Raw genomic sequence first — 13,372 nt, forward strand, 5'->3', positions numbered from 1 at the left:
CCTGTCAGCGGTCAGCCGAGCCGCGGCCTAGTTCGTTGTCGATGAAGGCCAGCACCTCGTCGGTGCTCGCCGCGTGGAGGCGCTCCGCCACCGGAGCCGCCTGTTCGGCCTGGCCACCGCCGACCTGCGCGAGCAGGTGCCGCAGCCGGGCGGCCACACCCGCCCTGGCCAGTTCGCCCGCGTCGCTGGCCGAGAGCGCCTGCTCCAGCCGGTCCAGTTCCGCGAGCAGCGACGGGCCCTCGTCCGGTGCGGTGCCGAGCAGTTCGGCGACCAGGAACCCGGCGAGCGCGGTGGGCGTCGGGTAGTCGAAGACCAGCGTGGCAGGCAGCACCGCGCCGGTCGCCGCGGCGAGGCTGTTGCGCAGCTCCACCGCGGTCAGCGAGTCGAAGCCGAGCTGGCGGAACTCGCGGTCCGGCTCGATCGCGTCGGCGGAGGCGTGGCCGAGCACCACCGCCGCGTGCGTGCGCACCAGGTCCACCACGAACCGGATGCGCTCGTTCTCCCGCATCCCGCTCAATCGCCGGGTCAGCGCGGCCCCACCACCGGCGCGGCCACCGGCGGTCCGGCGGCCGGTGCGCACCAGGCCACGCAGGATCGGCGCGATCGGCGCGTCGGACCGGGCGTTCCCGGTCCGCACCCGCAGCGGCACCAGCACCGCGTCGTCGCGGGCGGTGGCCGCGTCGAACAGGGCCAGGCCCTGCGCCAGTGACAGCGGCGGGGTGACCGAGCGCTCCATGCGTTCCACCGCACCGGCGTCCAGGCCGCTGGTCATGCCGCCGTCCTGGGTCCACGGGCCCCACGCCAGCGAGGTGGCGGGCAGGCCGAGGGCACGGCGGTGGCGGGCGAGGGCGTCCAGGAAGACGTTCGCCGCGGCGTAGTTGCCCTGACCGGCGCTGCCCAGCACCCCGGAAACCGAGGAGTACAGGACGAACGCGGCCAGGTCGCGGTCCCGGGTGGCCTCGTGCAGGTGCCAGGCACCGTCGACCTTGGGCCGCATCACCGTGTCCAGGCGCTCCGGGGTGAGCGAGCCGACCACCCCGTCGTCGAGCACACCGGCGGTGTGGACCACGGCGGTCAGGTCACCGATCCCGGCGAGCAGTCCGTCCACCGAGGCGCGGTCGGCCACGTCGCAGGCCACCACGTCGACTTCGGCGCCGCGCGCGGTCAGTTCGGCCCGCAGTTCCAGTGCACCGGGGGCGTCCGGGCCACGCCGTGAGGTGAGCACCAGGCGCTTCACCCCGCGGCTGCCGACCAGGTGCCTGGCCAGTTCCGCGCCCAGCCCGCCGGTGCCACCGGTGACCAGCACGGTGCCGTCCGGGTCCCACGCCGGGGCCGGGGTGCCGTCGGCCGCGCGGGCCAGCCGGGCCACGCGCGGGGTGCCGTCGCGGACGACCACCTGCGACTCCCCGGAGGCGAGCAGCGCGGGCAGCATCGGCAGCAGGTCCAGCGAGTGGTCCTCGCCGTCCACGTCGACCAGCAGGAAGCTGCCGGGGTTCTCGGACTGGGCGGACCGCACCAGGCCCCAGCTCGGCGCGGCCGTCAGGTCGCCACCACCGCGGGTCACGAACAGCACGCGGGAGCGGGCGAACCGGCTGTCCGCCAGGTACTCCTGGATGACGCCGAGCACCCGGCCGGTGGTTTCGCGGACGAGCTGCGGCACGTCACCGTCGGCACCCCCGGAAACCGGGACGAGCACCAGGTCCGGCACGCCGTCCGTCTCGGCGGCGCTGTCCAGAACGGTGTCCACAAGCGACTCCGCCGCCCCCGAGACGTCGAATCCGGCGGACTTCACCGCGGCACCGACCCCGAGTTCGTCGGCACCGACCACGGCCCAGCGGCTGCCTTCCGGCACCGGCGCCAGTTCGGCGGGCACCGGCACCCAGTCGACGGTCAGCAGGCCGTCCGGCTGGGCGGTCTCGCGGACGGCGGTCAGCGGCCGCATGACCAGCGACTCCACCGAGAGCACCGGCGCGCCGTCACCGTCGGCGGCGGCGAGCGAAACCGAATCGCGGCCGGTCCGCTTGAGCCGCACCCGCAGCACCGTGGCACCGGAGGCGTGCAGCGACAACCCCGTCCAGGCCGCGGGCGAGAGGCCGGCGTCCAGGCCGTCCACCTCGGCCAGGTCGACCGCCTGCACCGCGGTGGCCAGCAGCGCCGGGTGCAGCCCGAAGTAGGTCGCGTCGGCGGTGTCCTCCGGCAGTTCGACCTCGGCGTACACCTCGTCGCCGGAAAGCCAGGCCGCCCGCAGGCCGCGGAAGGCGGGGCCGAACTCCGAGCCAGCGTACCAGTCGTCGAGGTCCACGGCCTCGGCACCGGCGGGCGGCCATTCGGCGGGGAACTCCGCGATCCGCTCGCCGGTGCCGAGCACCCCGGTGGCGTGCGTGGTCCAGCTGTCCAGCGAAGTGCTGGGCCGCGAGTGGATCTCGACCTCCCGGCGCCCGTTCTCGTCGGCGGCCCGGACCCAGACCTGCAACGCGACCGCGTCGGATTCCCCCAGCACCAGCGGGGTGGTCACGGTCAGCTCCTCCACCCGGTCGCAGCCGACCTGGTCGGCGGCGCGGATGGCGATCTCGGCGAACCCGGTCTCGGGGAAGGTGGCCACCCCGGCGGCCACGTGCTCGGAGATCCACGGCAGGGCGGCGGGCGCGAGCCGGCTGGTGAACACCAGCCCGGCCGAACCGGCCACCGGCATCGCCGCGCCGAGCAGCGGGTGCTCGGCGGCGACCAGGCCGATGTCGCCGACGTCGCCGCGGCGGGCCCCGGCGGTGGCCGGCCAGAAGTCCTCGTGCTGGAAGGGGTAGGCGGGCAGGTCGACGCGGCGGGCACCGGTACCGGCGAAGACCGGCCGCCAGTCCACGCCGACGCCGTTGACGTGCAGCCTGGCCAGCGCGGTCAACGCGGCAGCCTCCTCGTCGCGGTCCCTGCGGCAAACCGGCACCAGCAGGGCGTCCGGTGCCGACTCGGCCGCCATCGCGGTGAGCACCCCGTCCGGGCCGAGTTCCAGGAACGCCGAGACACCGGCCTCGGTCATCGCCCTGATGCCGTCGGCGAACCGCACGGTCTCCCGCACGTGCCGCACCCAGTACTCCGGATCGGTGACGTCCCCGGCGGCCACCACCTTCAGCCGCGGCTCGGCGAGGGTCAGCCCCGCCACCACGGCACGGAAGTCGTCCAGCATCGGGTTCATCAAGGGTGAGTGGAACGCATGGCTGACCGGCAAACGCCTAGACTTGGCGAAGCCGGCGGCCACGGCCTCGGTGGCGGCCTCGTCCCCGGCGAGCACCAGCGAGCGCGGCCCGTTGACCGCCGCGATCGAGACGCCCTCGGGCAGGGTGAGCTCGTCCTCGGCCGCCTGGATGGCGATCATGACGCCACCGGGCGGCAGCGCCTGCATCAGCGAAGCGCGGGCGCTGACCAGCCTGCACGCGTCCTCCAGCGAGAACACCCCGGCCACGTGGGCCGCGGCGACCTCGCCGATCGAATGCCCGGCCAGGTGGTCCGGCTTGAGGCCCCACGACTCGACGAGCCGGAACAACGCCACCTCGACGGCGAACAACGCGGGCTGCGCGAACCCGGTCTGGTCCAGCGCCCCCTGGTCCTCGCCCCACATCACGTCGCGCACCCGCGGGTCGAGCTGCGCGAGCACCGCGTCGAGCGCGTCGGCGAAGACCTCGAACCGGGCGTGCAGCTCGCGGCCCATGCCGATCCGCTGCGAACCCTGGCCGGAGAACAGCACACCGAGCGAACGCCCGGTGGCCGAACCACGAGCCACCTCGGTCATCCCGTCCTCGGCGGACAACAGCACCGCGCGGTGGTCCAGGTTCGCCCGGCCGGTCACCAGCGAGTACCCGGTGTCCAGCGGACGGCCGTCGACCGCGCGGATGCGGTCGAGCTGGGCGTCCAGGGCGGAGGCGGTGCGGGCCGACACCGGCAGCGGCACCACCGACGGCGACACCCGTGCCTGCTCGGCCACCGGCGCCTGCGGCGGCGCCTGCTCCAGGATCACGTGGGCGTTCGTGCCGCTGATGCCGAACGACGACACCCCGGCGCGGTACGGCCGGTTCACCTCGGGCCATTCGCGGGGTGCGGTCAGCAGCGACACCGCCCCGGCGGTCCAGTCCACGTGGGACGACGGCCGGGTGACGTGCATGGTGCGCGGCAGCACCCCGTGCTGCATGGCCAGCACCATCTTGATCACCCCGGCCACCCCGGCGGCGGCCTGCGTGTGCCCGAGGTTCGACTTCACCGAGCCGAGCCACAGCGGTTCGTCGCGGTTGCGGCCGTAGGTCGCCAGCAGCGCCTGCGCCTCGATCGGGTCACCCAGCGCGGTCCCGGTCCCGTGGGCCTCCACCGCGTCCACTTCGGACGGCTGGAGCCCGGCGGAAGCCAGTGCCTGCCGGATCACCCGCTGCTGCGACGGCCCGTTCGGTGCCGTCAAGCCGTTCGACGCGCCGTCCTGGTTGATCGCGCTCCCGCGCACCACCGCCAGGATCTGGTGCCCGTTCCGCCGTGCGTCCGAGAGCCGTTCGACCACCAGCACCCCGACGCCCTCGGACCAGCCCGTGCCGTCCGCGCCGTCGGCGAACGCCTTCGAGCGGCCGTCCGGCGCGAGCCCGCCCTGCCGGTCGAAGCCGCCGAAGCTGGACGGTGTGGTCATCACCGTGACCCCGCTCGCCAGCGCCAGCGAACACTCGCCGCTCCGCAGCGCTTGCGCCGCGAAGTGCAGGGCCACCAGGGAGGACGAGCACGCGGTGTCCACGGTGACCGCCGGGCCTTCGAAGCCGAAGGTGTAGGACAGGCGGCCGGAGATGACGCTGGCCGAGGTGCCGGTTCCGGCGTGGCCCTCCATGTCGTCCGGCGAGCGCATCACCAGGTGCTGGTAGTCCTGGCCGTTGGTGCCGACGTACACGCCGGTCCGGCTGCCGCGCAACGAGGCCGGGTCGATGCCCGCGCGCTCGATCGCCTCCCAGGTGCTCTCCAGCAGCAACCGCTGCTGCGGGTCCATCGCGACGGCTTCCCGGGGTGAGATGCCGAAGAACGCGGCGTCGAACCCGGCCACGCCGGGCAGGAAGCCACCGCGGCCGGTGACCCCGCTCGACGGCCCGTCACCGGTGAGCCAGTCGGCCTCCCAGCCGCGGTCGGCGGGGAACTCGCTGATCGCGTCACCGCCTTCGACCAGCAGCTGCCACAGGTCCTCCGGCGAGTCCACCCCGCCGGGGAAGCGGCAGCTCAGGCCGACGATGACCACCGGCTCGTCCACCACGCCGGACGGCGCCAGTGGCTCGTCCAGCAGCGAGTTCTCCCCGAGCAGTTCACCGAGCAGGTACTCGGCGAGCACCTGCGGGGTCGGGTAGTCGAAGACCAGGCTGGCGGGCAGGGTGAGCCCGGTCAGCGCGGAGAGCTGGTTGCGCAGCTCGACCGCGGTCAGCGAGTCGAACCCGAGGTCGCGGAACGCCTTGTCCACGCTGACCGCTTCCTTGCCGGAGTGCCCCAGCACCTCGGCGGCGCGGGTGCGCACCAGGTCCAGCACCGGTTCGACCCGCTGCTCTCCGCTGAGCCCACGCAGGCTGCGCTGCAGCTCGGAAGCGGCGGAGGCGGCTTCGCGGCGTTCGTCCTCCACCTCGTCCAGCACCCGCCGGGCTTCGGGCAGTTCGGACAGCAGCGGGCTCGGGCGCAGGCTCAGCAGCCCGTGCAGCAGCTGCGGCTGACGCAGTTCGGCGACCACCGCGGTGGCCGGACCCCCGGCGGCGAGCTGCCACAGCGCGGTGATCGCCAGCTCGGGGTCGAGCGTGGCGGAACCGGCCCGCACCTGCTCGGCCATGCCACCACCGGCCCAGGCACCCCAGGCGATCGAGCTGGCGGGCAGGCCGCGGTCGCGGCGCTGCTGGGCGAGCGCGTCGAGCACCGCGTTGGCCGCGGCGTAGTTGCCCTGGCCGGGGTTGCCGATCGCACCGGCCACCGAGGAGAACAACACGAACGCGGCCAGCTCGCGGTCGCGGGTCAGCTCGTCGAGCACCCTGGCGGAGGCCACCTTCGCCGCGAACACCGTCTCGAACCGTTCGGGCGTCAGGCTTTCCAGGACACCGTCGTCGAGCACCCCGGCCGTGTGCACCACGGCGGTCAGGTCCGGGATGCCGTCGAGCAGGGCGGCCACCGCGTCCCGGTCGGCCACGTCGCAGGCGGTGATGGTGACTTCGGCTCCGAGCGCGGTCAGCTCGTCGCGCAGTTCGGTGGCCCCCGGGGCGGCCGGACCGCGGCGGCTGACCAGCACCAGCCGGTCGATGCCGCGGCGCGCCAGGTCGCGGGCGACGCGGGCACCCAGCGCACCGGTGCCACCGGTGATCAGCGCGGTGCCGTTGGGCGCCCAGACCGCGCGGTCACCGGAGGCGGGCACCAGCCGCCTGCCGAACACCCCGTGCGGGCGGACGGCGACCTGGTCCTCGGTTCCGGCGAACACCGCGGGCAGGCGGCGCAGCACCCGGTCGTCCAGCCGTTCCGGCAGGTCGACCAGACCACCCCAGCGCTGCGGCTGCTCCAGCGCGGCGACCCGGCCGAGACCCCAGACGCCCGCCTGGTCCGCGTTCAGCACCGGGTCGGTGCGGCCGATCGACACCGCACCGCGGGTGACCGCCCAGACCGGCGCGAGCACCCCGGCGTCACCGAGCGCCTGGAACAGGGTCGCGGTGTCGCCGACCCCGGCCAGCGAGAGCACCCGGTCGACGGTGATCCCGGCCAGCTGCCCGGCCAGCGAGGCGCGGTCGTTGATCTCGACGCGGGTGACGCCGGCACCCAGTGAACCGATCAGCGCACCGGCCCAGGTTTCCTCGGCACCGGCGGGTACGGCGACCAGCCAGCTGCCCGCGGCGCCGGTCTCGGGCAGCGTGAGCTGCGGCCACTCCTCGCGGAACAACCAGGAATCCACAGTGGACTGAGCGTGCCTGCGGGTGCGCCACGCCGAGAGCGCGGGCACCACGGCGGAGACCGTGTGGTCGTCCAGTTCCAGCGTTTCGGCGAGGGTCGCGGTGTCCTCGCGCTCGACCGCGGCCCAGAACGCCTGGTCCACCGGGTCCTGCCCGGCGCCGAACCGGCTGCCGAACCCGCCGCCCTCGACCCAGAAGTGCTCGTGCTGGAAGGCGTAGGTGGGCAGGTCGACCTGCTGGGCGCCGGTGCCGTCGAAGAACTTCGCCCAGTCCACCTTGACGCCGTGGACGTGCAGGCGGGCGAGCGCGGTGACCAGTGCCCGCTCCTCGTCGCGGTCCTTGCGCAACGCCGGGACCGCGACCTCGGCCACCTCGGCGGCCATCGCGGACAGCGTGCTGTCCGGGCCGATCTCGAAGTACGCGTTCTCGGCCTTGAGGTGATCGGCGAAGCGCACGGTGTCGCGGACGTGGTTCACCCAGTACTCCACGTTCGTGACATCACCGGGCATCGGAATGCGCGGCTCGTGGAAATCGAGACCTTCGATGGCAGCCCGGAAATCGTCCAGCATCGGGTCCATCAACGGCGAGTGGAACGCGTGGGACACCTTCAGCCGCGTGGTCTTCTCGAAACCCGCAGCAATCTCCAACACCGCAGCTTCCTCACCGGCGATGACCACACTCGACGGCCCGTTGACCGCCGCGATCGACACCCCTTCACGCACCGGGATATCGGCTTCAGCGGCCTTGATCGCCACCATCGCCCCACCGACCGGCAACGCCTGCATCAACCGGGCGCGAGCTTCGATCAGCGTGCACGCGTCTGCCAAGCTGAGCACCCCGGCCACATGAGCCGCCGCCACCTCACCAATCGAATGGCCCGCCAATGCGTCCGGCTTGACACCCCACGACTCCACCAACCGGAACAACGCCACTTCCAACGCGAACAACGCAGGCTGCGCATTCCCCGTCTGGTTCAACGCCTCCTGATCCTCACCCCACATCACCCCACGGACGTCCAGGTGGGCGAACACCTCGTCCAACGCCGCCGCGAACACCGGAAAGCGGGCGTACAACCCCCGCCCCATGCCGATCCGCTGGCTGCCCTGACCGGAGAACAACAGGGTCAGCGGACGCGCAGCCGCCTGGCCTCGCGCCACCTCGGTGCCGTCGACCAGCACCGCCCGGTGCTCGAACAGCGAACGCGCGGTCACCAGCGAGTACCCGATGTCGGCCGGGGAAGCGTCCAGCGCCCGCACGCGTTCGAGCTGGGCGTCCAGCGCGGCTTCGGTCTTCGCCGAGACCGGCCACGGCACCACGGCCGGGGTGAACACCGGCTCCGGCCTGGCCACCTCGTCCACCTCGGCCGCCGGGGCCTGCTCCAGGATGATGTGCGCGTTCGTGCCGCTGATGCCGAACGACGAGATCCCGGCGCGGTACGGCCGGTCTGCCTCCGGCCACTCCCGCGGCGCGGTCAGCAGGGACACCTTGCCGGTGTTCCAGTCCACGTGCGACGAAGGCTGCTCCACGTGCAGGGTGCGCGGCAGCACCCCGTGCCGCAGGGCCATGACCATCTTGATCACACCCGCGACCCCCGCCGCCGCCTGGGTGTGCCCGAGGTTCGACTTCACCGAACCCAGCCACAGCGGCTCCTCGCGGTCGCGGCCGTAGGTGGCCAGCAGCGCCTGTGCCTCGATCGGGTCACCCAGCGCGGTCCCGGTCCCGTGCGCCTCCACCGCATCCACGTCCGAAGTGGACAGACCAGCCGAAGCCAGCGCCTGCCGGATCACCCGCTGCTGCGACGGCCCGTTCGGCGCGGTCAAACCGTTCGACGCGCCGTCCTGGTTGATCGCGCTCCCGCGCACCACCGCCAGGATCTGGTGCCCGTTCCGCCGTGCGTCGGAAAGCCGTTCCACCACCAGCACCCCGACGCCCTCGGACCAGCCCGTGCCGTCCGCGGCGTCGGAGAAGGCCTTGCACCGGCCGTCCGGCGCGAGTCCGCCCTGCCGGGAGAACTCCATGAACATGCCCGGGGTGGCCATCACCGTCACGCCGCCGGCGAGCGCCAGCGAGCACTCCCCCGACCGCAGCGCCTGCGCGGCGAAGTGCAGGGCCACCAGCGAAGACGAGCACGCCGTGTCCACGGTGACCGCCGGGCCCTCCAGCCCGAAGGTGTAGGACAGGCGGCCGGAGATGACGCTGGCCGAGGTACCCGTTCCGGCGTGGCCCTCCATGCTTTCCTGCGCACCCATGACCAGCTGCGAGTAGTCCTGGCCGCTGGTGCCGACGTACACGCCGGTCCGGCTGCCGCGCAGCGAAACCGGGTCGATGCCCGCGCGCTCGATCGCCTCCCACGAGGTCTCCAGCAGCAACCGCTGCTGCGGGTCCATCGCGACCGCTTCCCGGGGTGAGATGCCGAAGAAACCGGGGTCGAACCCGGCCACGCCCGGCAGGAAGCCGCCCTGGCCGGTGACGCTGCTGCCGGGGCCACCGCCGGACAGCCACTCCAGGTCCCAGCCGCGGTCACCGGGGAAACCGCTGATCGCGTCGCGGCCGTCGACCAGCAGCTCCCACAGGTCCTCCGGCGAGTCGATCCCACCGGGGAACCGGCAGCTCAGGCCGACGATCACGATCGGCTCGTCGTCGACCTCGGCGAGCACCGGCGCGTCGTCCACCGGCTCGTCCGCACCGAACACCTCGGCATTGAGGAAGTCCGCGAGCACCTGCGGCGTCGGGTAGTCGAAGACCAGCGTCGCGGGCAGGCTCAGCCCGGTGGCCTGCCCGAGGCGGTTGCGCAGTTCGACCGCGGTCAGCGAGTCGAAGCCCAGCTGGCGGAAGTCGCGTTCGGTGTCGACCGCGCCGGTCGAGTCGTGGCCAAGCACGGCCGCGGCCTCGGTGCGCACCAGGTCGACGAGCGCCTTCCCCCGGTCCTCGCGGTTCAGGGTCTCCAGCTTCCGCAACGCGCCGCTGCCACGCCCGCCGGTGGCGGCCTTGCGCCGCCCGGTGGTCAGCAGGCCCCGCAGCATCGGCGGCACCGCCATCGGCGCGGCGGTCGAACCGGTGCTGACGCTGGCGGGCACCACCAGCGGCTCGTCCACCGTGATCGCCGCGTCGAACAGGGCCAGGCCGAGTTCCACGGACAACGCCGGGGTCCCGGCGCGGGCCATCCGCTCCAGTGCGGCGGCGTCCATGCCACTGGCCATCCCGGCGCCCGCCCAGGCACCCCAGGCCAGCGAGGAGGCGGGCAGCCCGGCGGCCCGGCGCTGGGTGGCCAGCGCGTCGAGCCAGCTGTTGGCCGCCGCGTAGTTGCCCTGCCCGGGCGCCCCCAGCACCCCGGAGATCGAGGAGTAGAGCACGAAGTCGGCCAGGTCGAGGTCGCGGGTCAGTTCGTGCAGGTGCCAGGCGGCGTCCACCTTGGGCCGCAGCACCCCGCTGATCCGGTCCGGGGTCAGCGAGCCGACCACCCCGTCGTCGAGCACCCCGGCCGTGTGCACCACCGCGGTCAGCGGGTGCTCGGCCGGAATGCCCGCGAGCAGCGCGGCGACCGATTCGCGGTCACCCGCGTCGCAGGCCACCACCTCGACGTCGGCGCCGTGGGCGATCAGTTCGGCCTGCAGTTCCACCGCACCCGGGGCGTCCGGGCCGCGGCGGCTGGTCAGCAGCAGGTGCCGCACCCCGCGGGTGCCGACCAGGTGGCGGGCCAGTTCGGCGCCGAGCCCGCCGGTGCCGCCGGTGATCAGCACGGTGCCTTCGGGCGCCCACTGGCCGGGCACGGTCAGCACGATCTTGCCGATGTGCTGGGCGCGGCTCATGAACCGGAAGGCGTCCTTGGCGCGGCGCACGTCCCAGGTGCGGATCGGCAGCGGCTCGATCGCGCCGCCGGCGAACAACGCCTTCAGTTCGTCGTGCATCTGCTGGATGCGGTCCAGCTCCACCCAGCCGAGGTCGAACGCCTGGTAGGCGATGCCGGGCAGGCTCGCCGGGTCACGCAGGTCGGTCTTGCCCATCTCCAGGAAGCGGCCGCCCTCGCCGAGCAACCGCAGCGACGCGTCGACCAGTTCACCGGTCAGCGCGTTGAGCACCACGTCCACCCGCGGGAACTTCGCTTCGAAGCCGGCGTCCCGTGACGAGGCGATGTGGTCGTCGTCGAGGCCGAACGCGCGCAGGGTGTCCCACTTGCCCTCGCTGGCGGTCGCGTAGACCTCGGCGCCGAGGTGCTTGGCGAGCTGGATGGCGGCCATGCCGACACCACCGGCACCGGCGTGCACCAGCACCTTCTCGCCCGGCCGCACCGAGGCGAGGTCGTGCAGGGCGTACCAGGCGGTGAGGAACACCAGCGGGTACGACGCCCCGGTCTCGAACGACCAGTCGTCCGGCAGCCTGGTCAGGAAGCGCTCGTCGACCACGCCCTCCGGCCCGAAACCGCCGAACAGCATGCCCATCACCCGGTCACCGGGCCGCAGGCCGGCCACCTCCGGTCCGGTCTGGACCACCACGCCGGCGGCTTCGGCGCCGAGCACGCCCGCCTCACCGGGGTACATGCCCAGCGCGTTGAGCACGTCGCGGAAGTTCAGCCCGGCCGCGCGGATCGCCACCCGCACCTGGCGTCCGGTCAACGGCTCCAGCAGGTCCGGGCAGGGCGCGAGGAACAGCTCGTCCAGGCTGCCCTGGTGCGCGGTGGCCAGCCGCCACGGCGTGGCCTCCGGCGGCACCAGCGCCGGACTGGCCGAAAGCCGGGCCAAGCGGCCGAGGTGGGCCGTGCCCGCCCGCAGGGCGACCTGGGTTTCGCCGAGTTCCAGCAGTTCGGTGAGGTTGTCCAGCACGGCGGTGGATTCGGCGGTGCCGTCGAGGTCGGCGAGCAGGAACCGGCCGGGGTTCTCCGCCTGCGCCGAGCGCACCAGGCCCCAGACCGCCGCGGCGGCCAGGTCCCGCACGGCTTCGCCACCGACCGCGGTGGCCCCACGGGTGACCAGCACCAGCGGTTTGCCGGACTCGTCCGCGAGCGCGTCGCGGAGGATTTCCTGGGCGCGGGCGGTCAACTCGTGGACGGCCTCGATGCCCGCGGAACCGGCGAACTGCACCAGGACCGCGTCGGCTTCGTCGGCCTTGGCGGTCGGCGTCAGGCCGAACAGGTTCTCCCCCAGCAGCGCCCACTTCGCGGCGGGCCGGTCGGCGGCGAGTTCGGCCGCGGACCAGTCGACCACGAACAGCGAGTCGGCGACCCCCTGCGGCTTCGGCGCCTCGTCGACCGAGGAGGCCCGCAGCGACAGGGACTCCACCGAAAGCACCGGCGCGCCTTCGACGTCGACCGCGGTCACGGACATCGAATCGCTGCCCGTGCGGGAGAGCCGGACCCGCAGCACCGACGCGCCGACCGCGTGCAGCGAAGCACCGTGCCAGGCGAACGGCAGGCCGCGGCTCTCCTCGTCGAGGAACACGATCGCGTGCAGGGCGGCGTCCAGCAGCGCCGGGTGCAGCCCGAACGCGGCGGCGTCCTCGACCTGCTCCGGCAGCTCGACTTCGGCGTAGATGTCGGAGTCCGCGCGCCAGACCGCCTTGAGCCCCTGGAACACCGGGCCGTAGCTGAGGCCACCCTCCTCGGCGAGCCGCTCGTAGTGGCCCTCCAGGCCGACCGGCTCGGCTTCGGCGGGCGGCCACTCGTCGATGCGCTCCGCCGCGGACCGGCTGCTGCTCAGCGTGCCGCCCGCGTGGTGGGTCCATTCGCGGCTCGTGCCGTCGGCGGGCTGCGCGTACACCCCGACCTCGCGGCGGCCGTGGTCGTCGGGCTCCCCGACGCGCACCTGCACGGCCACGCCGCTGCGGTCGTCGAAGGCCAGCGGCACCACCAGCGCCAGCCCTTCGACGCGGTCGCAGCCGACCAGGTCGCCCGCCCGGATGACCAGGTCGAGGAAGCCGGTGCCGGGGAACACCACCCGGCCGCCGATCCGGTGGTCGGCCAGCCACGGGTGCGTGCTCAGCGCCAGCCTGCCGGTCAGCACGATCTCGTCGGACCCGGCGACCGCCATCGCGGCGGTCAGCAGCGGGTGCTTGGTGGAGAACAGGCCGAGCCCGGAGACGTCCCCGGCCCGCGCGCCGGTGGCCATCGACGGCCAGCACCTCTCGTGCTGGAAGGCGTAGGTGGGCAGATCGATCCGGCGCCCACCCGGGTAACACGGCCGCCAGTCCACCGGCACGCCGTGGACGTGCAGCTTCGCCAGCGCGGTCAGCGCGGTGGGCGCCTCGGGGCGGTCCTTGCGCAGCACCGGGACCACCACCGCGTCCGGGGCGGACTCGGCGACCATCGCGGACAGCACCCCGTCCGGGCCGAGTTCCAGGAACACCCCGACGCGTTCGGCGACCAGCGTGGCCACGTGGTCGGCGAACCGGACGGTGTCACGCACGTGCCGCACCCAGTAGTCCACCGCAGTCACATCACCGCTGGTGACCACCGGGAT

1 protein-coding gene is annotated in these 13,372 nt (G+C 73.6%); it reads right to left on the bottom strand.

The window, feature by feature from the left end; genetic code table 11:
* Positions 1–4 precede the first annotated feature (4 nt).
* Positions 5–13,339 carry a type I polyketide synthase gene (locus tag AC07EG_RS32265; protein ID WP_478257015.1) on the bottom strand — a complete coding sequence of 4,445 codons (13,335 nt, stop codon included), beginning with the start codon at positions 13,337–13,339 and terminating at the stop codon, positions 5–7.
* Between the last annotated feature and the right edge of the window lie 33 nt (positions 13,340–13,372).

The sequence above is a fragment of the Amycolatopsis sp. NPDC045836 genome, assembly GCF_056431745.1.